The sequence below is a fragment of the Streptomyces regalis genome, from assembly GCF_001509475.1.
In the GTDB taxonomy this organism is placed as follows: Bacteria; Actinomycetota; Actinomycetes; order Streptomycetales; family Streptomycetaceae; genus Streptomyces; species Streptomyces regalis.
Window position 1 is genome coordinate 1 of sequence record NZ_LLZG01000387.1, and the last position, 20383, is coordinate 20383.

General features: G+C 69.7%; 23 protein-coding genes and 1 pseudogene. 10 read left to right on the plus strand and 14 right to left on the minus strand.

From position 1 onward, the window contains the following. Window positions 1–886: sugar kinase (locus ADL12_RS39275; RefSeq protein ID WP_425265198.1), on the minus strand; the 886-nt coding region annotated here is incomplete at its 3' end. Between the two features lie 136 nt (window positions 887–1022). Between ADL12_RS39275 and ADL12_RS39280 the strand changes: the two genes are divergently transcribed. Together ADL12_RS39280 and ADL12_RS39285 are read left to right on the plus strand one after the other, a co-directional pair. Then, window positions 1023–2294: an amino acid deaminase gene (locus tag ADL12_RS39280; protein ID WP_062712207.1), complete on the plus strand. Its 1272-nt coding sequence runs from the start codon at window positions 1023–1025 to the stop codon at window positions 2292–2294. A gap of 11 nt (window positions 2295–2305) precedes the next feature. Further along, window positions 2306–3928 carry an N-acyl-D-amino-acid deacylase family protein gene (locus ADL12_RS39285; protein ID WP_062712211.1) on the plus strand — a complete coding sequence of 541 codons (1623 nt, stop codon included), beginning with the start codon at window positions 2306–2308 and terminating at the stop codon, window positions 3926–3928. Between the two features lie 14 nt (window positions 3929–3942). Here the strand turns inward: ADL12_RS39285 and ADL12_RS39290 are convergent, their stop codons facing one another. The 6 genes from ADL12_RS39290 to ADL12_RS39315 all read right to left on the minus strand — a co-directional run bounded on the left by ADL12_RS39290 (window position 3943) and on the right by ADL12_RS39315 (window position 7525). After that, a complete protein-coding gene (locus tag ADL12_RS39290; RefSeq protein ID WP_062712213.1) occupies window positions 3943–4875 on the minus strand; it encodes a trypsin-like serine peptidase in 933 nt (310 codons plus the stop codon). A 306-nt stretch (window positions 4876–5181) separates the two neighbouring features. Continuing rightward, window positions 5182–5631, minus strand: coding sequence for a PIN domain-containing protein (locus tag ADL12_RS39295; protein ID WP_244188216.1), 450 nt, complete (start codon window positions 5629–5631; stop codon window positions 5182–5184). A gap of 160 nt (window positions 5632–5791) precedes the next feature. Next, window positions 5792–6211, minus strand: coding sequence for a helix-turn-helix domain-containing protein (locus tag ADL12_RS39300; protein WP_244188217.1), 420 nt, complete (start codon window positions 6209–6211; stop codon window positions 5792–5794). A gap of 179 nt (window positions 6212–6390) precedes the next feature. Then, window positions 6391–6630 (minus strand): nucleotidyl transferase AbiEii/AbiGii toxin family protein, encoded by a 240-nt coding sequence (locus ADL12_RS58200; RefSeq protein WP_062712218.1) that lies wholly within the window; start codon window positions 6628–6630, stop codon window positions 6391–6393. Then, window positions 6627–6986: a hypothetical protein gene (locus ADL12_RS39310; RefSeq protein ID WP_244188218.1), complete on the minus strand. Its 360-nt coding sequence runs from the start codon at window positions 6984–6986 to the stop codon at window positions 6627–6629. The genes ADL12_RS58200 and ADL12_RS39310 overlap by 4 nt, the downstream gene beginning before the upstream one ends. A 47-nt stretch (window positions 6987–7033) precedes the next feature. Next, window positions 7034–7525, minus strand: coding sequence for an ATP-binding protein (locus ADL12_RS39315; RefSeq protein ID WP_062712221.1), 492 nt, complete (start codon window positions 7523–7525; stop codon window positions 7034–7036). 246 nt (window positions 7526–7771) lie between these two features. On the opposite strand from ADL12_RS39315, the gene ADL12_RS39320 reads away from it, so the two are divergent. Together ADL12_RS39320 and ADL12_RS39325 are read left to right on the plus strand one after the other, a co-directional pair. Further along, entirely contained in the window at window positions 7772–8626 is an 855-nt protein-coding gene (locus ADL12_RS39320) for a helix-turn-helix domain-containing protein (protein ID WP_062712224.1), read from the plus strand. Window positions 8627–8637: 11 nt separating this feature from the next. Beyond that, complete coding sequence (locus ADL12_RS39325; protein ID WP_062712226.1) at window positions 8638–8814, plus strand: DUF397 domain-containing protein; 177 nt, start codon at window positions 8638–8640, stop codon at window positions 8812–8814. A gap of 25 nt (window positions 8815–8839) precedes the next feature. On the opposite strand, the gene ADL12_RS39330 is transcribed toward ADL12_RS39325, so the two are convergent. The 6 genes and pseudogenes from ADL12_RS39330 to ADL12_RS39335 form a co-directional block, all read right to left on the minus strand. Beyond that, window positions 8840–9202: an Imm53 family immunity protein gene (locus ADL12_RS39330; protein ID WP_062712228.1), complete on the minus strand. Its 363-nt coding sequence runs from the start codon at window positions 9200–9202 to the stop codon at window positions 8840–8842. Continuing rightward, window positions 9189–9329: a hypothetical protein gene (locus ADL12_RS55225; protein ID WP_167364461.1), complete on the minus strand. Its 141-nt coding sequence runs from the start codon at window positions 9327–9329 to the stop codon at window positions 9189–9191. Before ADL12_RS55225 ends, ADL12_RS39330 begins: the two co-directional genes overlap by 14 nt. A 43-nt stretch (window positions 9330–9372) precedes the next feature. Next, window positions 9373–9714 (minus strand): annotated as a pseudogene (locus ADL12_RS51695) (DUF2625 family protein); the annotation flags it as partial. Window positions 9715–10458: 744 nt separating this feature from the next. Next, window positions 10459–10869 (minus strand): DUF4262 domain-containing protein, encoded by a 411-nt coding sequence (locus ADL12_RS51700; RefSeq protein WP_159053425.1) that lies wholly within the window; start codon window positions 10867–10869, stop codon window positions 10459–10461. Between the two features lie 70 nt (window positions 10870–10939). Then, window positions 10940–11110 carry an HNH endonuclease gene (locus ADL12_RS58710; RefSeq protein WP_079052516.1) on the minus strand — a complete coding sequence of 57 codons (171 nt, stop codon included), beginning with the start codon at window positions 11108–11110 and terminating at the stop codon, window positions 10940–10942. A gap of 137 nt (window positions 11111–11247) precedes the next feature. After that, complete coding sequence (locus tag ADL12_RS39335) at window positions 11248–12075, minus strand: hypothetical protein (protein ID WP_159053426.1); 828 nt, start codon at window positions 12073–12075, stop codon at window positions 11248–11250. A gap of 126 nt (window positions 12076–12201) precedes the next feature. Here ADL12_RS39335 and ADL12_RS39340 point away from each other — a divergent pair, with 126 nt between their 5' ends. The 6 genes from ADL12_RS39340 to ADL12_RS39365 all read left to right on the plus strand — a co-directional run bounded on the left by ADL12_RS39340 (window position 12202) and on the right by ADL12_RS39365 (window position 18545). Then, a complete protein-coding gene (locus ADL12_RS39340) occupies window positions 12202–13413 on the plus strand; it encodes a pyridoxal phosphate-dependent aminotransferase (protein ID WP_062712234.1) in 1212 nt (403 codons plus the stop codon). 72 nt (window positions 13414–13485) lie between these two features. Next, entirely contained in the window at window positions 13486–13908 is a 423-nt protein-coding gene (locus tag ADL12_RS39345) for an SCO4983 family protein (protein WP_062712237.1), read from the plus strand. A 225-nt stretch (window positions 13909–14133) separates the two neighbouring features. Next, complete coding sequence (locus tag ADL12_RS39350) at window positions 14134–15198, plus strand: hypothetical protein (RefSeq protein WP_062712240.1); 1065 nt, start codon at window positions 14134–14136, stop codon at window positions 15196–15198. Between the two features lie 14 nt (window positions 15199–15212). Then, window positions 15213–16388 carry a toxic anion resistance protein gene (locus ADL12_RS39355; RefSeq protein WP_062712243.1) on the plus strand — a complete coding sequence of 392 codons (1176 nt, stop codon included), beginning with the start codon at window positions 15213–15215 and terminating at the stop codon, window positions 16386–16388. Next, window positions 16385–17935 carry a substrate-binding and vWA domain-containing protein gene (locus tag ADL12_RS39360; RefSeq protein WP_062712246.1) on the plus strand — a complete coding sequence of 517 codons (1551 nt, stop codon included), beginning with the start codon at window positions 16385–16387 and terminating at the stop codon, window positions 17933–17935. The genes ADL12_RS39355 and ADL12_RS39360 overlap by 4 nt, the downstream gene beginning before the upstream one ends. A gap of 4 nt (window positions 17936–17939) precedes the next feature. Then, on the plus strand, window positions 17940–18545 hold the full coding sequence (locus ADL12_RS39365; protein ID WP_062712249.1) for a hypothetical protein: 606 nt from the start codon (window positions 17940–17942) through the stop codon (window positions 18543–18545). On the opposite strand, the gene ADL12_RS39370 is transcribed toward ADL12_RS39365, so the two are convergent. Further along, a complete protein-coding gene (locus ADL12_RS39370) occupies window positions 18535–20265 on the minus strand; it encodes a hypothetical protein (RefSeq protein WP_062712252.1) in 1731 nt (576 codons plus the stop codon). The two genes, ADL12_RS39365 and ADL12_RS39370, sit on opposite strands and share 11 nt — an antisense overlap. Window positions 20266–20383 lie beyond the last annotated feature (118 nt).

Here is a 20383-nt window from a genome sequence, read left to right on the forward strand (position 1 = left end):
CCTGCGGCTGGGCGGACGGGTACGGTCCGTCGGCTGCTTGCGGCTCGACGGACGAGTGCGACCCGTCGGCTACTCCCGAGCTGACGGACAGATCCAGCCCGTCGGCTGCTCGCGGGCTCGGTGCGGGCTGCGTTCCCTCGGTTGTGTGCTCGAAGAGTGTTGCCCCCCTCGCCCCCTCCTTCACCACCAGCACCCTCGGCTCCGGCAACAACGCACGGATCGCCTCCGGCCCCCCGGCAACCCCCCAAGCCGCCTCCGCCTCGTCAGCCCCGACGAACACCAGGTCGCAGGCGCGCGCCAGTTCAAGCAGCACCGCCGGACCGTCGGCGTCGCGCCACAGGCCCGGGCGGTAGTTGACGTCGAAGGAGAGGAGAGGGCCACCCGGCCGCCGTACGACGAGCTCCCGCAGCAGCGCCAGGCAGTCACCCGACAGCGCCGCCGTGATCCCCGACAGATGCAGCACCCGCCCGGCCCGCACCGCCTCCAGGTCCATGTTCGCGACGGACATCGCCGACGCCGCCGAACCCGCCCGGTAGTACGCCACCTCATGCGCATCGGTCCCCCGGTCCCCCGCCGTGCGGAAGTACACCCCCGTCGGACGCACCGGATCCCGTCGTACGGCCGAGACGTCGACGCCATGTCCGCCGATCGCCTCCACCAGATGGTCACCGAACCCGTCGGCGCCGACTCGGCCGACCCACCGCACCGCATGCCCGGCGGCGGCGAGCACACAGGCCACGTTCGACTCCGCGCCCCCGATCCCCCGCTCGAACGACGGCACATCGGCGAGGCGCCCCGGCCGCGACGGCAGGAACGTGACCATGGACTCGCCGAGCGCGACAACGTCCACGACGTCGAGGGCATTGCAGGGTCCGGTGGCAGTCACGATCGTCGTAGCTCCTCGGCGGTTGCGCGGGACGCGGCTGTCGTTGACCCCGCGTTGGCCGAGATGTTAGACAGCGATAAGCGATATACGCAATGGATGTTGCAGAGAATGCAACTCCCCAGATCAGGGAGGTTCCATGAGCAACGAGGCGCTCGCCCGACTGGCCGAGGAACACGTCGATCACCGCTTCAAGGGCCTCCCCCCGGACGCCGACGGCCTGACCGTCGCCGAGCTGGCCGCCCAGCGCCGCAACCTCTTCACCGGCGGCTTCGCCACCCCCGTCCTCGCGCTCTCCGCCGAGCGCCTGGAGCACAACCTCGACCTGATGGAGACGTACGCGGCCCGCCACGGCCTCGCCTTCGCCCCGCACGGCAAGACCTCCATGGCCCCCCAGCTGTTCCAGCGGCAGATCGAGCACGGGGCGTGGGGCATCACGCTCGCGGTGCCCCATCAGGTGCGCGTGGCGCGGGCGTACGGCGTCCAGCGGATCTTCCTCGCGAATGAGCTCGTAGACCCGTCGGCCCTGCGCTGGATCGCCGGCGAGCTGACGGCCGACCCCGCCTTCCGCCTCATCTGTTACGTCGACTCCGTGCGCGGCGTCGAGCTGATGGACGCGGCCCTGCGGGACGCCGGGGCCGACCGTCCGGTGGACGTCGTCGTCGAACTGGCGGCCGGTGACGGGGCCCGTACCGGCGTCCGTACGGAGGCAGAGTGCGCGGCGGTCGCGGACGCGGTGGCGGCCGTACCGACGCTGCGGCTGGCCGGGGTCGCCGGGTACGAGGGCGAGGTCCCGCAGGCCGATCCCGAGCGGGTGCACGCGTGGCTGCGGCGGCTGGTCGCGCTCGCCGTCGAGTTCGACAAGGCGGGCCGCTTCGCGGGGCTGGAGGAGATCGTCGTCAGCGCGGGCGGCAGCGCGTGGTTCGACGCGGTGGCGGACGTGTTCGCCGAGATCCCCGAACTCTCCCTCCCTGTGCTGAAGTTGCTGCGCTCCGGCGCGTACGTCTCGCACGACGACGGCCACTACCGCAAGCTGACCCCGTTCAACCGGGTCCCGGTCGAGGGCGCCCTCGAACCCGCCTTCCGCCTCTGGGCGCAGGTGGTCTCCCGCCCCTCCCCCGACCAGGCCTTCGTCAACGCGGGCAAGCGGGACGCGGCCTACGACCTCGATCTGCCCTTCGCCCAGGTGGTCCGCCGGGACGGCGCAGAGCGCGCGGCCACCGGCATCTCGGTCACCGCCCTGTCCGACCAGCACGCGTGGCTGCGGACGACCGAGGAGGCGGACCTGGAGGTCGGGGACTGGCTCGGCATGGGGCTGTCCCACCCGTGCACGTCGTTCGACAAGTGGCAGCTGATTCCGGTGGCCGAGGCGGACGGGACCGTCGTCGACTACATCCGCACGTTCTTCTAGGAGGTACGGCCGTGGAGGACCTGGTCATTCGGGACGCGGAGGTCGTGGACGGCAGCGGTGCGCCGTCGTACCGCGCCGATGTGGTCGTGGACGACGGCAGGATCGTGTCGATCGTCCGGGAGGCCGCCGCGGCGGGCTGTCAACGCCCCACGGCGCAAAGGGAACTGGACGCGGAGGGCCTCGTCCTCTCCCCCGGCTTCATCGACATGCACGCCCACAGCGACCTGGCGCTGCTGCGGGACCCCGACCACAGCGCGAAGGCCGCGCAGGGGGTCACCCTCGAAGTCATCGGCCAGGACGGCCTGTCGTACGCCCCGGTCGACGACCGCACCCTCGCCGAGGTGCGCCGCGCGATCACCGGCTGGAACGGCTCGGGCGACGACATCGACTTCGACTGGCGGACGGTGGGCGAGTACCTGGACCGCCTCGACGCCGGTTTCGAAGGCCGGGGCATCGCCGTGAACGCGGCGTACCTCATCCCCCAGGGGACGGTCCGCGCGCTCGCCGTCGGCTGGGAGGACCGGGAGGCGACGCCGGACGAGCTCGACCGGATGCGGCAGTTGGTCGCGGAGGGCATGGAGCAGGGCGCGGTCGGCATGTCGTCCGGGCTGACGTACACGCCCGGCATGTACGCCAAGGACGCCGAGCTGACGGAGCTGTGCCGGGTGGTGGCGTCGTACGGCGGCTACTACTGCCCGCACCACCGCTCCTACGGGGCCGGGGCCCTGGAGGCGTACGAGGAGATGGTGGCCCTGACGAGGGAGGCGGACTGCTCCCTGCACCTGGCTCACGCCACGATGAACTTCGGCGTGAACAAGGGCCGGGCGCCGGAGCTGCTGTCACTCCTGGACAAGGCGCTGGCCGCCGGGGCCGACATCACCCTCGACACCTACCCCTACACCCCCGGCTGCACCACCCTCGTCGCCATGCTGCCGAGCTGGGCGAGCGAGGGCGGCCCCGAGGCGATCCTGGCCCGCCTGTCGGACGACGGGACGGCCGAGCGCATCCGCCACCACATGGAGGTCATCGGCGCGGACGGCTGCCACGGCGTGCCGATCGAGTGGGACACGATCGAGATCTCGGGCGTGAGCGACGCTTCTCTGGCGGATTTTGTGGGCCGCACGATCCAGCAGTCGGCAGACGTACGGGGCGAGGCCCCCTGGGCGACCGCGCGGCGCCTGCTCCTGGCGGACCGGCTGGGCTCGACGATCCTCCAGCACGTCGGCCACGAGGAGAACGTGCAGACGATCATGCGGCACCGCGTCCACACGGGCGGTTCGGACGGCATCCTGCAGGGCACGAAGCCGCACCCGAGGGCGTACGGCACATTCCCGCACTACCTCGGCCGGTACGTACGGGAGTTGGGCGTGCTGTCCCTGGAGGAGTGCGTGGCCCATCTGACCTCGCGCCCGGCGGCGCGGCTGCGGCTGCCGGACCGGGGGCTGGTCCGCGAGGGCCATCGGGCGGACCTGGTGCTGTTCGACCCGGGGACGGTAGCGGCGGGCTCCACGTTCGAGGAGCCGCGCACGCTACCGACGGGCATCCCGCATGTCCTGATCGACGGCCGTTTCGTGATCGAGGACGGCCGCCGGACGGACGTACTGGCGGGACGGGCGATCCGTAGAACCGCCTAGAACCACCTAGCCGGTTACGGCTTGGGCAGCACGCAGCCGCTCGCGCTCAGGTCGAGCTTGTTGTCGACGCCGAAGCAGGCGGGGATCTGGTAGATCTCCTGGGCGTAGTTGATGCCCTGGTGGACGGTGACGTTGCCGCTCTCGTCGACCTCGCACGGGTTGTTGACCGTGCAGCGCTGGCCGTCCTCGTTGCCGGTGTTGTTGACGGCGACGACCTGGTTGGTGGCCTGGTCGATGACGGGGGAGCCGGAGGTGCCGCCGATGGTGTTGCAGGCGGAGGTGTAGCGGACCGAGTCCTTGAAGGTCCAGTCGCCTTCCTTGAGGCGGTATGCGAACCCGTCGATGTTGCAGTTGTACAGGCGCTTCCAGTAGCCGGAGGCGACGGTGATGGCGGTGCCGGCGACCGGGTGGGTGTCGGCCACGGTGAGCGCGTTGATGCTGTACGAGCTCTTGATCTGCGCGTACGTGGTGGTGAGTTGGTAGAAGGCGACGTCCGTGTCGGTCATCGTCCCGTAGGCGATCTTGCTGGCACGCAGGGTGCCGACCCGGTTGCCCGAGGAGTTGAGCAGGCTGAAGGTACGGCTGGAGGCCCGGTCCACGACGGCCTCGCCGGGGCCGGGCATGCCGGTCTCCAGACAGTGGCCGTTGGTCATCACCAGCGCCGGGTCGTTGTCCTCCGAGTCCGGGAAGCGGACGACGGAGCCGGAACAGTTGCTGAGCGCCACGGTGCCCGCGAAGTTGACGGCCTGAACCTTGGGGCCGTTCAGGACCTGGTCAAGGGTGTCCGCGGTGGAGGCGACGGTGTCATTGACCACCGACGTGACGCCGGCCGTGTCCACGCTCTTGCCGAACGACCCGGCCGACTCCACGGGAGCCGCGACCGCGGGTACGGCGCCGGCCCCGGCTATCGCCAGGGCGAGGAGGGCGGCGCCGAGAGGTTTTCTCATGTGGGGGTCCCCTCATACGGAGAAGGTGACCGAAGAATCTCCGGTCACCTGCGTTTTTGTCATGCACATTCTCACGCACGAGGGGGGTGCGGACAAGGACTTGCATACTGGCGAGTTCAGGCCGTAGGGGTTTCCCTATCACGGAGGGATGGGGGTGTTGGGTGAGCGGCGCAGGACGTTCACGGGAGGGGATGAGATCACCACAGTCGGCACACCCGGGGCTCACGCGACCTGGGCGCCAACCCCCTCCTCGCCCGCATCGCGCCCGCATACGGCCGGCACCGGACGACTCGCCACCCGCGATGCCTACAGACGCCGCCTCACTTCGGCCGCGAACTGCGGTACCCCACCAGCGTCAAGGCGGTCCAGCAATCCATGCACATCACGCGGCGCACGGCGATATCCCCTTGCCTGGGCGTGAAGAACTGCCAACACTTCGGCCGGAGCGAGGTCCAGCTGGTCCAGTAGGAACTCGTCGGGGTGAAGCACTTCGATGCCGTACGGCCGGACCGTGTCCTGAGGAAAGTCCCGGAGGTTGCGGGTCACCACCACGTCGGCCTCCCCCTTGATCGCGGCAGCCAGCACATGCCGGTCCTTGGGATCGTTGCCCATGGCGGGGACCAAGCCGCCGTATCCGACGACCGAACTCTCCGGGAAGGCGGACTCCATCAGCACGATCAGGCGCTTCACAGCGTCGGGCTGTACCCGTTCCGTCAGGTTTCTTGCGAGCTCTTGCAGAATGTCCGCCGACCACAAGGGCTCCTAGAGTTCCGCCTCCGCCAGACGCAGGAGCGTGTCCCGCAGACAGTTCGGATACAGCACGCACGCATCCAGGACGGCCCTGATCAACACCCTCCCCCTCCATCCCTCCGCCCTACGCGAAGGGCTCCTTCAGTCGCCGTAAAGGCCCAGGTCTTCACCGAGGCGCACCATCTCGTCCAGACCCTGCCGCCGTCGGACGCCGCCGCTCGCGGTACTCCAGGACATCGGTGAGCAGCACGCGGCGGTGGCGGCCGGGCCGGGTGTAGGGGATCTCGCCCTCGTCCAGCAACTTCACGAACGTGGGGCGGCTTATACCCAGGACCTCCGCCGCCTCCTGCGTGGTGAGCGTGGTGTGCATGGGAGCAACCGTCACAGCCTTGCCCTCCGACAGAGCACGCACCACCGCCAACAGGGCCTCGTAGACCTCAGGCGGGAGCGTCTTGATCGCGCCGTCCGGCCCCTGCAGGACAGCCCGGTCCGGCGCCTCGGGGGCCCGATCGAGAAATGCCCTGAGCTCGGCGATCTCCGCGCGATGCTCAGGCAGCAGTGTCGTGTCCTCGGTCGTGCCGCGCATCATGAGCCTCCTTCGACACCTCATGGTCCCACGAAATCGAAAGAAACGAAAGAAGCCGGGATCCCGGGCTCAGCGTCACACGGTGGCAAAGTGACGGGATCCGGACACGGCTTCCCCCAGGCATCGCGCACCCCCATCGGCCTCCCTCACACCCGGATCCGCGACCAGCAGCCGCACCTTCAGCGGCCTGACAACGACCACGGAGACCACCCAGCCCTGCTCCGCAGGCCGTCCGCGAGCCGACGGACGATATCCGTCATCGAGGCGGGATGCCGGGTGGCGAAGTCCAGGTCCTGGCTCGGGCGACCGACGAGACCGTGCGCCTGAACGGCGTACCCACCGGCCAGGGCAAGCTCGTAATCATCCCCCGCGCGCAGAGCGTCCGCCAGCAGACGGCGATGCAAATCGGGCAGTTTCATCCGGCGACGGGGCGCAGGAGCTCGGGGAAGGATTCCTCCCACGTGCTGCGCACTCCGCGTCCGAGCATCTTGCGCAGGATGGGCCAGTGACGGACGAGAAGGCCGGCGTTGAGGTAGTGCACGAAATCGTCTCGCGAGCCGTTGTTGAGGACGATGCGGTACAGCCCGAGCAGGAGCTTCACATCACCGATGTCGAAAACGCGCAGCCCCGACCACGCCAGATGCAGTGGCAGCTCGACGCGCCCGCTGTCCGGCCCCTTCAGTTCGTCGAGGGAGGCGGGCAGGCGGTCGGCGCCGTACCCCCAGCCGGAGGGAGTCCGACTGCTTCGGTGCGCATGCTGAGAGCGCTCGGCCACGACAGCAGTATGCCGCGATCGCGGGGAAACAGGTGCGAGACGCTCGATCACGCGGCAGCCCTCGCATGATCGGCCGCGGAGGCCCCCAGCTCACACCACAGCAGCTTCCCTCCCCGCCCAAGGAGATCGTCCCCGAGCGGATAACCGCCCCAGGCGTCCGCGTAATGGCATACGAGAAAGAGCCCACGTCCGCCGTCGGCCTCGAGCGACACAGGGCGTACGGACCCCGGGCCCTTGTCGAACGGGGGCGGGATATGCGGGTTGGCGTCCCAGACGCTAACCCGCAGCCCACCGCCGGGGAGGCCACGCAGGCGGAAGGCGGCCGGGCCGGTGGAATGGCGATAGGCGTTGGTGACGAGCTCCGAGGCCAACAGCTCGGCTGTGTCGATCAGTTGACGCATACCGTGCCCGGCGAGGACGGCCCGGAGTGTGACGCGGGCGATGCGGGCGGCCCGGGGATCGTGGGGTAGCTGGAGGGCGTACGCCCAAGTCGGTTCCGTTTCACACTCCGACGGCAACGACGGGGATACGGTGACCATGAACGCCTCCTGCAGTGGGGGAACTTGGTTCGCTCGACGGCGCCACCGGGCGGTGGCAGTGCCGCACGTATGGCGCGAGACGCAGCGCGCGGTGCACTTCCGGCTTGCAGGCGGGGCCAGTTGAGCGGTTCGGGTCTCACCGTAGAGCGCTCCATGGACTACATTCCATGAATGTCAGGGAATGTAGTCCCAATACCTTCGTGTGGGTGACCCACGCGCCATACGTACGAACGGGAAACGCATCCAATGCCGCAGCCACACCCCCTCCCCACCGCCCGGCGCCGCCGCCTCGGCGTCGAGTTGCGCAGGCTGCGCGAGCGCGCGGACCTGTCCGCCACGCAGGCCGCCGTACTCATCGGCGCCACGCAGTCACGCGTGAGCAACATCGAGGCCGGGCGCTACGGCGTGAGCGCTGATCGCGTACGCGCCATCACCCGCCACTACGACTGCACCGACGAGCCACTGATCGACGCCCTCGCGGCGATGACGGGCGAGCGCCGGCGCGGCTGGTGGGAGGAGTACCGCGACATTCTCTCGCCCCGAATGCTCGACCTCACGGAGGTTGAGCACCACGCCACGGAACTACGCGTGGCGCACATCATCAACATCCCCGGCCTGCTGCAGACCATCGATCACGCCCGGGCGCTGTTCAGCCAAGCGGTGCCGCCGCTGAAGGCCCACGAGATCGAGCACCGCGTCTCACACCGCATCAAGCGCCAGGAAGTCCTGCACCGCGAGCAGCCCCCGCCATACACGGCGATCATCCATGAGGCCGCCCTCCGCATGCGCTTCGGCGACCGGGCCACCGTCCTCGCCCAGCTCCGCCACATCGGCGAAACGAGCGAGCTGGATCACGTCACCGTCGCCGTCATCCCCTTCGACAACGGCCCCTTCCACACCTCGGGCCAGGGTATCGACTACTTCCACGGCCCGGTCCACCAGCTCGACACCGTCCAGCTCGACACGGACCACGGCGCCGAACTGATCGAATCACCGGCGCAGTTGGAGCGTTACCGCCTGGTCCTGGACCGCATGCAGCACGCCGCGCTCCCCCCGGCCAAGTCCCGCGACTTCATCACCCAGCTCACCCACGACCTCTGAGGAGCCCTCCCATGCCCGAACTGCACTGGCTGAAGTCCACGTACAGCCAGGAGGCCTCCGCCTGCGTCTACGTCGCCACCACCCCCACCGGAACGGTCCTCCTCCGCGAAAGCGACGAACCGGAAAACATCCTCACCACCGGCCCACGCCAACTCGCCGCCCTGATATCAGCTCTGAGGCTCCGCTAGGGAAACGGGAACGGGCGCGGCGTCCTCAACACACCGCGCCCGCTGCTCCCCGGGAGCCGCTCCCTCTTGCTTCGTGAAACACGAACTCCTGGAACAACCCCAGCATCTCCGGAAGCGACCCGGGGTCGCACGAGGCCCGGAACATCTCACCGTCCGACCAGGCGACGAGCCACTTCCCCTGCCCGTCGTCCGTACGCCGCTTGGGCATCAGGCGACCTTCCGCGTCGGTCTCCAGAAGGTCCACTTCGATGTGCCAACCGGGGTTGTCCAGGCTGGCGAGCCGCACCCCGTACTCGTGCTCCCAGTCCCCGTCGCACTGCGACCGGTACCACCGCACGAGCCCGGCGAGCGCGTTCGTCCCGGGATCTCTCCCGTCAGGGGCAACCATTCGGCTTCTCCCAGTCGTCCAGCGGCCTGGCGCTGCCGTCGGCCTCGTTGATGTGCGGGGTCGACACGGTAGTGCCGTCCGCGTTCGTGTGCGCCGGGCCGACCGGCCGCACGGGGGTTGCTCCCATTGAGGGCGAAGACCCCGCCCAACACATCGTGCGCAACCACAAGACCTGCACCAGGCTGCCATCCGGGATCGAACGCCGAGGGCATCGCGTTGATCTCGGCCAGGCTGGGCAACTCCTCGTAACAGGAGGCACTCGGGCTTCCGAAGATCCGGAGCCATCCGCCGTCCACGAGCAGACCTCCGCAATTCAGTGCGATGCCGCCCAAATATGATCGGGCGGCGACCTGGAGTTGCAACAGACAGGCGCGGCCCATCTCGGCACCGCCGGGCAGCACCTCAACTGGTACGTCGGTGCCGGACAGCTCCTCAAGGAGGAGCGGCCAGGCTGGATCCTCGACGTTGATCAGCAAAGAACTCGTAACAGATGCCCTGTGCGCTATCCCCACCCGCCCGGTCTTCAACCCGGCTTCTTGGTGCTGCCATGGCCCTGTCCGGGCTTATCGTTCGCGCTGCCCGGCGCGGTCGTGGTGGGCGTGGAGGGGGTCTTGGTCTTGTCCTCGGAATCGGCGTCATCCGACGCGGACGGGCTCGTGGAGGCGCTCGGGGCGGCACTGCGCGACGACTCGGTGTCTCGGACGGACCGGCACCGGCGGACGCGCCCCCGGGCGGATCCGTCAGTGCCGCCGGGTCCACAGCCGTCGGGCTCGTCCGGTCGTCCTTGATCTGCGCGCCGCCCCCCGAGGAGGACCCGGACAGGGAGAAGCCGACTATCAGCGCCGCCGACACCACCCCCACCGCGCCGGCCGCCATCACCACGCGACGCGAACGCCACGCGGTGGGCTTGCGCCGCGAGCCCCGGCCCGCGCCGCCGCCCCGCCAACCGCGTCCCTCGCCGAAGCCGTAGTCATCGTCCGGGCTGTAGCTGTAGTCGTAGCCATCGGCCGCGCCGTCGGCCCTTCCGGAGGCCGTCTCGTCGGGCGCTCCATGACCCGCGTCAACCACCGCACTGATGGTCACCCGCACCAGCCGCTTCCCCGGCAGCGGCCCCCTCACCGACCGGGCGCTCATGGCCGGCCGACCCCGCCGAGCCACGCGCAGAGGCATAGCGGAACCTGAAACCCTAAGAGAAAGAAAAACCGGCCCCAGGGGCACAAGGCCTCCGGGGCCGGCAGGAAAACTACCGTCGGTGACTACGGCGTCAGGGCTTGTCGATCGTTCAGCCAGCCAGGTGCGCTTTCCTCACATGGATAGTCTCCGTCCCGATCGGGCCACAGCAACTGGAGCACTGCGAAGGCTCGATCTCCGTAGAAGGCCTCCGCCTGCACAAGATTTGCGTTCACCAGATCGCGTGAGACCCCCCGGAACCGCACGGAGAATCCTTCAAGGATGTCGCCCGAAACGTCGCCTTCCCCGTAGGTGTGTCCCTCGGCAAGCATGGCTTGCGCAGAGCTCAGAACACCTTCGGAAGTCTCCTCCGGAAGGCCCGCCACGACCACTTCGGGGTGACCGAAGCTGGGACCGAAGCCGATGGTGTACGCAAAGGGAGGAGATGACCCGTCAGGATCGAAGACCCAGATCCAGCTCCACCCTTGGGTCGCCACATCATCGCGAATCCTTCGCTGAACCGGGCTGAGGCCCGATCCCTCCGGTCCACTCACAGGAAATCACCCTTCAGCTGTCCCACTTGTCCCTATTGCAGACCCGGCACAGAACTTGGCCGTTGGATGGGTCTCCCGAGCCACCTCGCGACTTGGGTTCGATGTGATCAATCTGCCATTCGTTCCCTGGAGGCGTCACGCCACGCTGAGATTTCTTCGGGCGCACGACCTCCTTGCCGCATATTTCTCACGTTGGCACCCCGTATTTTTCTGCCCTGAGCGGCATCTGCGAGCGGCATCCGGTCGGCCGCATGAGCCGAATGAGCCGGATCAGCCGACTGCCGGTCGCGGCGGCTACCCCTACGTCCGCCCCTCCGGCCTTCAACCCGGCTTCTTGGTGCTCCCCTGCCCCTGTCCGGGCTTCTCGTCCGAGTTGCCCGGCGCGTTCGTGGTCGCGGTGGGTGTGGAGGAGGGCGGGGCCGCGCTGGTGGTGGTCGGGTCGGGTGAGGGGCTCTTGTCGTCGGAGTCGGCGACGTCCGAAGCGGACGGGCTCGTGGAGGCACTCGGGGAGGCGCTGCGCGACGACTCGGTGCCGTCGGACGGGCGGGCACCGGCGGACGCGCCCCCGGGCAGCTCTGTCGGTGCCGCCGGGTCCAGGGCCGTCGGGCTTGTCCGGTCGTCCTTGGTCTGCGTGCCGCCCCCCGAGGAGGACCCGGACAGGGAGAAGGCGGCTATCAGCGCCGCCGCCGACACCACCCCCACCGCGCCGGCCGCGATCACCACGCGACGCGCACGCGGGGCGGTGGGCTTGCGCCGCGAGCCCCGGCCCGTGCCGCCGACCCGCCGGCCGCGTTCCTCGCTGAAGCCGTAGTCGTCGTCAGGGCCGCTGTAGCTGTAGTCGTAGCCCTCGGCCGCGCCTGCGCCGTCGGCCCTTGCGGGGGCCGTCTCGTCGGGCACTCCATGGCCCGCGTCGACCACCGCAGGGAGCTGCGCCGTCTCGTCGTACGCGTTCTGCCAGCCGTGCGCGGCCGCAGGGTCGACGTACTCCTCATAGGAGGGGGATCCCTCCGGCAGCGGGTGGTACACGTTCGGCGGCGCCTGGGGCGCGTCGGGCTTCGGGTGCGCATCGGGGACGTCGTACCCGCCGGTCGCGTGGTTCGCGGCATCGGCGTCGTACATCCCGTTTTCGTGCTCCGGCGGCCTGGACATGACCGCGCATTGTAGAGACGGGAGTGGTCCGTGGGACAGCTACCGGAGATAACAGCCCAAACCCCCGCGTCTCACGTGTCGGAAAACACGGCCCACGCCGCTTTACCGGGCCGTAAGCTCCTTGACATGCAGGTGATCCAGTCGACCAAGCTCGCCAACGTCTGTTACGAGATCCGGGGCCCGGTGCTCGAGGAGGCGATGCGGCTCGAGTCGGCGGGGCATCGGATCCTCAAGCTGAACACCGGAAATCCGGCCGCGTTCGGCTTCGAGTGTCCGCCCGAGATCCTGGAGGACATCCTCCGCAACGTGTCGTCATCGCATGGCTACGGCGACGCGAAAGGCCTGCTGGCCGCACGCCGGGCCGTCGTCATGCACAACCAGACCCTCGGCATCGAGACCGACGTCGAGCACGTCTTCATCGGCAACGGCGCCTCCGAGCTGATCGTCATGGCGATGCAGGGGCTGCTGGACGACGGGGACGAGGTGCTGGTTCCGGCGCCCGACTATCCGCTGTGGACCGCCGCGGTCTCCCTGTCCGGCGGCACCGCCGTCCACTACCGGTGCGACGAGCAGTCCGACTGGATGCCCGACCTCGCCGACATCGAGCGCAAGGTCACCGACCGCACCAAGGCCATCGTCATCATCAACCCCAACAACCCGACGGGGGCCGTGTACGACGAGGCCATGATCCGGGGACTGACGGACATCGCCCGGCGGCACAACCTCCTCGTCTGCTCCGACGAGATCTACGACAAGATCCTTTACGACGGCGCCACGCACACCCCGACCGCCGCCATCGCCCCCGACCTGCTCACCCTCACCTTCAACGGCATGTCGAAGGCTTACCGGGTCGCCGGGTACCGGGTGGGCTGGATGTCGATCTCGGGCCCCCGCGCCCACGCCGACTCCTACATCGAGGGCCTCACCATCCTCGCGAACATGCGGCTGTGCGCGAACATGCCCGGCCAGCACGGCGTCGTGGCCGCGCTCAGCGGGCGGCAGACCATCAACGACCTGGTGCTGCCCGGGGGGCGGCTGAAGGAGCAGATGGATGTCGCGTACGAGCTGCTGACGCAGATCCCCGGCGTGACGTGCGTACGGCCGAAGGGGGCGCTGTATCTCTTCCCGCGCCTCGACCCCAAGGTCTTCAAGATCAAGGACGACCGGCAGATGGTCCTGGACCTGCTGCGGCGCGAGAAGATCATGGTCGTCCAGGGCAGCGGCTTCAACTGGCCGGAGTCGGATCACTTCCGGGTGGTGACCCTGCCGACGGTCACGGATCTGCGGGACGCGGTCGGGCGGATCGGGCGGTTCCTGGATGGATACAGCCAGCCGTAGATCTTTTGCGTGCACTCAACTTTAGACGGAATCTAAGCTAGGATGGTTTCCTGACAGCACAGGAGGCCATCCATGTACGAACCGATCCGCACCAAGTCGGTCCACAGCACGATGGCCGGCACGCCCTCCGATTTTCCGCATCGGTCGCGCGAGGAGGAGCTGGACATCCAGCTGGGGGGCCATCTCGCGGCGCTGCTCGCCGTCACGGACGAACTGCGCGCGGCTGCTCCCTCCGCCGACCTGGACGAGGCGGCCGAGCGGCTCGCCGCCCAGGTCAGCCGGTTGCGGGGTGGGGTGGCGCCGGTCCGCACGAGTGCCTCCGGCGGTGAGGCGGGGATTGCGGCGCTGCACCGCCGGGCGCATGACCTTGCGGGGCGGGCGCTGGTCGTTGCCGCGTCGCGAGCGGATACCTCTGCCGCGATTCTCGCCGCTGAGCGCATGGATGCACATGCCGCTGCGCTGGCCGAGCCGCAGGAACTTACCGGCGTCGGCTGACCCTCCCCTGAACGGCCCCGGTCCGCGTGCACCCGCAGCGACGCGCGGACCGGGTTGCCATAGTTTGTTGTTTTGCGGCTGCCGGTTCGTTGTGGCTTGTCGCGCAGTTCCCCGCGCCCCTGACGGGGCGCTCCACTCGCCCCGTGTTGTAACGGGACCGGTACGACACCTCCCGTTCATCCCTTTCGGCGGGGAACGTTGGATTCCGCGAGCACTCTTCCCTGCGTGAGACGTATCGCAGGGATCGTCCTCGCGGTTCTGCTGATCGGTGGCGTGGTGGCCGCCGTCGTCGCGGGCCGCAGCAATGAGGACAAGAGCACGGCAACGAAGACCGTGCGCGCAGTGATCGGATCGGAGAAGGCGGAGTTCTTCGCCGATCCCGACGTGGTGAAGGCCCTCGCCGCCAAGGGCTACACCGTGAAGGCCGAGACCTCCGGGTCGTGGGCCATGGAGGGGCTGGACCTCAAGGGGTACGACCTCGCGCTGCCCTCGAGCCAGGCGCCGGCCGCCGAACTCGCCGCGAAGTACAAGGTGACGGGGACACTCCCCCGCCCCTTCTACTCGCCCCTCGTCGTCGTGGCGCACAAGAACGCCGCCGAGGTGCTCGCGGCGAACAGGCTCGCCGCGCTGGACGAGGCCCACCGGGGCACGCTGAAGATGGCCGCCTATCTGGACGCCGCCCGCGCCGACCGCACCTGGCAGCAGCTCAAGGGGGCCGGGAAGTACGGGGAGTTGACGGGCACGCTCTACCTGTCCAGCACCGACCCCGAGACCTCCAACTCCGGCGCGCTCTATCTCGCCGCCGCCTCCTACGTCGCGAACGGCGGCAAGGTCGTCGCCACCGACGCCGAGGTGGACCGCACCGCACCGCTGCTGCACAAGCTGGTCAGCGTGCAGGGCGCCCAGCAGGCCGGCAGCGACGCCGCCTTCCGGGACTTCGTCAGCGGTGCCGGCAATCCGCTCGTCGTGGTCTACGAGTCGCAGGTCGCCTCGCTGCTGGCGGACGGGCAGAAGCCCGACGACCTGGTCGTGCTCTACCCGGACACCACGGTCAACAGCGACCACACCGTCGTACCGCTCACCGAGAACGGCAAGGCGGTCGCCGAACTCCTCTCCTCGGAACCGACGTTGCGCAAGCTGGAGTCCCGGCACGGGTTCCGGCCGCAGGGCGAGGTCGCCGGGTTCGCCTCGGACACCACCTACCTCAAGCAGGAACTGACCGGCGTCCGCCAGGCGCCCGTGCCCACCTCAAAGGTGCTGCACGAGCTGGCGCGACGGGCGCGCGGATAGGGGGACAGCAGTTCATGAACAGCGACGACGACACCTTCGTCCTCACGCCGCCCGAGCCCGTGACCACGGTGCCGCGGGAGAAGGCGGGCGGGCTCGTCCCCGTCGACGACGCCGTCCGTACCGACATGGCCAAGAAGGCCTCCGCCTACATCGAGGGGCTCGCGGCGCTCGACGCCCGGTCCCCCGAGTTCGCCGGCAAGGTCGGCGAGATCACCGCCCTCGGCGCCGGCGAGATGCGCACCGCCGCCGCCCAGTCCAACCGCATGCTGGAGCGGACCGTGCGGAGCCTGCCGTCCAACGGCGGTGACGCCCAGTCCCAGGTGGCCGGGTCTCTCGTCGAACTGCGGCGGGTGGTCGAGGACCTGGACCCGCGCGACCTGCCCGCGTCCAAGGGGCGCAAGTTCCTGTCCCGGCTGCCCGGTGGCAACAAGCTGCGCGACCACGTGGCCAAGTACGCCTCCGCACAGGGCACGTTGAACAAGATCGTGGGCTCGCTGCGCGGCGGACAGGACGAACTGCGCCGCGACAACGCCGCGTTGCAGACCGAGCGGGTCCGCCTGTGGGAGACCATGGGCAAGCTCCAGGAGTACGTCGTCCTGACTCAGGCCCTGGACAGCGCCGTCGAGCAGCACATCGCCGGGGTCGACGCGAGCGACCCGCAGCAGGCGGACTCCCTCCGGGCCGACGTGCTCTTCCCCGTCCGGCAGAAGCACCAGGACCTGCTCACCCAGCTCGCGGTGTGCGCGCAGGGCTACCTCGCCATGGACGTCGTACGACGCAACAACGAGGAGCTGATCAAGGGCGTCGACCGGGCGGCCACGACCACCGTCTCGGCGCTGCGGATCTCCGTGATGCTGGCCTCCGCCCTCGACAACCAGAAGAAGGTCATCGAGCAGGTCAACGCCCTGCGCGGCACCACCGAGGACCTCATCCGGGGCAACGCCGAGATGCTCGCCACGCAGAGCGGCGAGATCCAGCGCATCGCCGCCGACCCGGCGGTGGGAGCGGAGACCCTCCGAAGCGCCTTCCAGCAGATCTACCGCACGCTCGACGCCATCGACACCTACAAGGTCCAGGCGACCGAGGCGATGGCGACGACGGTGGAGAACCTGACCGCCGAACTGCAGCACGCGAGCGTCTACTTGGAGCGCAGCCGCTCCCAGGGCACGCTGGAGGGTGGGCTCGGATGAGAGCACGACTCCTCGCACCCACGCTCGCCGCGCTGGCCCTGCTGACCGCCTGCACCTCGGAAGCGGACAAGGCCGCCGAGCACCCGAACGCCCCGCAGCCCGGCACCCTCCGCGTCCTCGCCTCCAGCGAGCTCAGTGACATGACCCCGGTGCTCGACCGGATCGCCGACGACACCGGCATCAAGGTGCGGCCCACCTACATGGGCACCCTCGACGCCGTCGAACTGCTGGCGAAGGGCAAGACGGACGGGCAGTACGACGCCCTGTGGCTGTCCTCCAACGACTATCTGCGCCTGCGGCCCGACGCGGCGAAGAAGGTCGTGTCCGAGACGCCGGTCATGTCGAGCCCGGTGGCCATCGGCGTCAGGTCCACGGCACTCGGCAGGCTCGGGTGGAAGCCGGAGGACGTCACCTGGTCGCAGATCGACCAGGCCGTGCAGGACGGGAAACTGACGTACGGCATGACCGACCCCGCCCGTTCCAACTCCGGTTTCGCCGCCCTCGTCTCCGTCGCCTCGGCCCTCTCCGACGCCCAGTCCGCGCTCACCGACGCGGACGTCACCAAGGCCACGCCCCGGCTGAAGGAGTTCTTCCAGGGGCAGAAGCTGACATCGGGTTCGTCGGGCTGGCTGGCGACGGCGTACCAACGGCGCGGGAACGTCGACGCGCTGCTCAACTACGAGTCCGTCCTCAAGGGCATCCGGGGCCTGACCGTGATCCGCCCCCGCGACGGCGTCGTCACCGCCGACTACCCCCTCTCCTCCCTCGCGTCGACGAGCGCCGCGACCCGTGAGGACGTCCGCCGCCTCACCGAGGCCCTGCGCACCGAGGACGTCCAGCGGCTGATCACCGAGCGCACCCATCGCCGCCCGGTCGTCGCCTCCGTCCCACCCGAGTCCGGCCTGGACACCAGCCGGCGGCGCGAACTGCCCTTCCCGGGCAGCCGTTCCGTCGCCGACGGCCTGCTCGACTCGTACGAGAACGAGCTGCGCCGCCCGTCCAGGACGGTCTACGTCCTCGACACCTCGGGCTCCATGGAGGGCGACCGCTTGGAGCAGCTGAAGCAGGCGCTCACCGACCTCACCGGCGACTTCCGCGAGCGTGAGGAGGTCACGCTGATGCCCTTCGGGTCGGACGTGAAGAGCGTGCGCACGCATGTCGTGGAGCCGGCCGAACCGAAGTCCGGGCCGGCGGGGATCCGCAAGGACACCGAGGCGCTGTCCGCCGAGGGCGACACGGCGATCTACACCTCGCTGGAGAAGGCGTACGACCATCTGGGCTCCGGACGGTCCGGAAGGGACACGTTCACGTCGGTCGTGCTGATGACGGACGGCGAGAACACCACCGGCGCCGAGGCGGCGGACTTCGACGCCTTCTACGCCGGGCTCGACCGCGCCCGGCGGGAGACGCCCGTCTTCCCCATCCTCTTCGGCGACTCCGACCGGTCCGAACTGGAGCACATCGCCGAGCTGACCGGCGGCCGCCTCTTCGACGCCCAGGAGGGCTCGCTGGACGGCGCCTTCGAGGAGATCCGTGGCTACCAGTAAGGCGTTGGCGTACCTGGAGTCCCGCAAGAACCTCGCCGGGAGCGCGGGCGGGCTGGTCGGGCTGGTGCTGACCTTCACGGGGGTGGCGGGACCGTACTGGCCCGTCGTGGTCGCGGGTCTGTACGGCGCGGGCGCGCTGATCGCCCCGCCGGAGCGGCCCGCGCTGCCCGACTTCCCGGATCCGTCGGCCCAGCTCGACGAACTGCGGGGCGACTTCGAGAAGCTGCGCGGTTATCTGACGGGCGTCGAGCTGTCGGTGACGGCCGCCGCACGGCTGCGGGAACTCACCGAGCTGCTGGCGGCGTTGCTCGACCGGGGCTGGGTGGCCGAGCTGCTCGCGCACGATCCGGAAGGCGTGCACGTGCTCTCCCGGATCGTGCGGCGCGATCTTCCCGAGGCCGTCGACAGCTTCGTACGGACGCGGTGGTGGACGCGGATGACGCCCGGCACCGAGTCGCCCGAGCTGCATCTGGAGCGTCAGCTCGGTCTGTTGAAGAAGGACGCCGAGCGGCTGGCGGCGGGCCTGCGCGAGGCGGAGGCCCGCCGCCAGGAGTCCCACACCCGGTATCTGGAGGACCGGGGCGGGACCGGCGGCGGCCTTACCGCCTGACGTACACCGTCGCCGAGGCGGAGGACCCGGTGTGCAGGTCATCACCCGGCCAGCTGACCGTGTAGTCCGCGTCGCCCCGGGTGCGCGGCAGGTCGTCGATCGTGAAGGTGCCGTCGGCGGCGACGGTCACCGACGACAGCGTGCCGGTGCCGAGCCGGTCGGTCCGGGTGACCTTGAGGACCGCCCGGTCGGGCAGCGTCTTGCCCTGCGCGGTGAAGGTGCCGGTGATCTGGACGCCCGTGCTCAGCGAGCCCTCCTCGGGCGCGGTGAGCGCGATCGAGGTGGGCGCCTTGCCGACGTTCACCGTGGTGGTGATGTCCTCGGCGGGGCGGTGGGTCAGGTCGCCGAGGTAGGAGACGGTGTAGGTGGCGTCGCCGATGAGGTCGGGCTCGTCGAGGACGGTGAAGGTGCCGTCGGCCTTGACGGTGAAGGTGCCCAGGTCGTGGGTGCCGGTGGCGTCGGTGCGGGTCGCCTTGACCTTCAGGGGCTCGGCGGGCGCCGGGCCGTCCTGCTCCAGCTTGCCGCGCACGGCCAGCGGCTCACCGGCGACGGCCTGGGCGGGGCTGTGCGTGAGGCCGCCGGTGAAACGGGCGTCGTACTGGACGGCCGGGGGCTGGATGATGTGCAGCCAGTACTGGTTGCCGGCCGTGTTGGTGGTGACCGCGAACAGGCGGGAGCCGTCGGCGGACCACTCCATGCCGCGCGGCACGACCCGGTCGCCGTCCTGGCTGCCCTCGAAGACGAACTCCAGCGGGGCGGTGGCGTCGCTCGGGTCGGCGGGCTGCACCAGCAGGTCGGGGGTCGAGCCGGTGGCCGAGGCGCCGCGCGCGATGTACTTGCCGTCGCCGCCGAAGGCGACGGAGCTGGCGGTGGCGCCCGCGGGCAGGGCCTGGTAGCCGGTCGCCGCCTCCGACAGGTCGCCGGTGTTCAGCAGCCGGGTGCCGGCCGCGGCGTCGGCGAGGGCGACCTTCGCGCCGTCCGGGGAGACGGCGATGTCCTTGAGGTTCAGGGCGCCCTTCCCGTCGGCGTCGGCGAACCGGCGGGTGGCGTTCCGTACGGGGGTCTCGCCGCTGCCGTCGAAGACGCTGACGAACGGGTTGGCCGCCGAGGAGTTGAGTGCCTGGCCCATCACGAAGGTGTCGTTCGGGCCGCTCTCCAGCAGGAGCTTGCCGGCGTCGTTCCAACCGGTGCGCTGCCAGGCTCCGCCTGCGGCCGTGTCCAGGTAGGAGGTCGCCGTGGAGCACTGGGCGGGGTAGTCGGTGTACTGCGAGGTGTAGTACGGCTTGCCGCCCGCGACGACGACCTCGCGCCCGCACTGGTCGGTGTTGACGCCGGTCGCGGTCTTGAGCGCGAGCGTGGTGGTGTCGTAGGTGAAGAGCCGGTAGCGCTCGCCGACGTAGAGGGTGCTCGCGTCGGCGCTGAGCGCCAGGCCGGAGACGTGGTACGACACGCTGATGGTGGAGATGCGCTCGCCCGCGAAGGTGTAGACGGCGATCTGCCCGGTGTTGGAGCTGGAGCCGACGTTGGCGTCGGCGAGGAAGACACGCTGGTGGACGTTGTCGACGGCCAGTGCCGAGTACGAGGTGAACGGCAGCTTGGCCACGCTGTCGCCCGCGGCGGCGTGCGCCGCGGGCGCGACGGCCACGGTGAGTCCGGTCCCGGCGAGTGCGGCGGCGAGGACGGCGGCCGCGAGACGTCTGGGACGGTGTGCAGTATTCAACTGTGCCCCCCACAGGCTGTGTTGGTGCCCACTGGGATGAGTGGTGCACCTGTGTGGAATATGTAACAGCCGTGAAGATCCACTGATCAAGGGGGCGTGCCGCACAAAGATGGCGTGT

Bases quoted from the DNA above. Each gene is read 5' to 3' on its own strand.
- ADL12_RS58200 (WP_062712218.1), bottom strand. From the start codon at position 6,630: ATGAAACTGCCCGATTTGCATCGCCGTCTGCTGGCGGACGCTCTGCGC.
- ADL12_RS39360 (WP_062712246.1), top strand. From the start codon at position 16,385: ATGAGAGCACGACTCCTCGCACCCACGCTCGCCGCGCTGGCCCTGCTG.
- ADL12_RS55225 (WP_167364461.1), bottom strand. From the start codon at position 9,329: ATGGGAGCAACCCCCGTGCGGCCGGTCGGCCCGGCGCACACGAACGCG.
- ADL12_RS39345 (WP_062712237.1), top strand. From the start codon at position 13,486: ATGTACGAACCGATCCGCACCAAGTCGGTCCACAGCACGATGGCCGGC.
- ADL12_RS39315 (WP_062712221.1), bottom strand. From the start codon at position 7,525: ATGGTCACCGTATCCCCGTCGTTGCCGTCGGAGTGTGAAACGGAACCG.
- ADL12_RS39325 (WP_062712226.1), top strand. From the start codon at position 8,638: ATGCCCGAACTGCACTGGCTGAAGTCCACGTACAGCCAGGAGGCCTCC.
- ADL12_RS39320 (WP_062712224.1), top strand. From the start codon at position 7,772: ATGCCGCAGCCACACCCCCTCCCCACCGCCCGGCGCCGCCGCCTCGGC.
- ADL12_RS39330 (WP_062712228.1), bottom strand. From the start codon at position 9,202: ATGGTTGCCCCTGACGGGAGAGATCCCGGGACGAACGCGCTCGCCGGG.
- ADL12_RS39340 (WP_062712234.1), top strand. From the start codon at position 12,202: ATGCAGGTGATCCAGTCGACCAAGCTCGCCAACGTCTGTTACGAGATC.
- ADL12_RS39290 (WP_062712213.1), bottom strand. From the start codon at position 4,875: ATGAGAAAACCTCTCGGCGCCGCCCTCCTCGCCCTGGCGATAGCCGGG.
- ADL12_RS39280 (WP_062712207.1), top strand. From the start codon at position 1,023: ATGAGCAACGAGGCGCTCGCCCGACTGGCCGAGGAACACGTCGATCAC.
- ADL12_RS39355 (WP_062712243.1), top strand. From the start codon at position 15,213: ATGAACAGCGACGACGACACCTTCGTCCTCACGCCGCCCGAGCCCGTG.
- ADL12_RS39300 (WP_244188217.1), bottom strand. From the start codon at position 6,211: ATGCGCGGCACGACCGAGGACACGACACTGCTGCCTGAGCATCGCGCG.
- ADL12_RS39335 (WP_159053426.1), bottom strand. From the start codon at position 12,075: ATGTCCAGGCCGCCGGAGCACGAAAACGGGATGTACGACGCCGATGCC.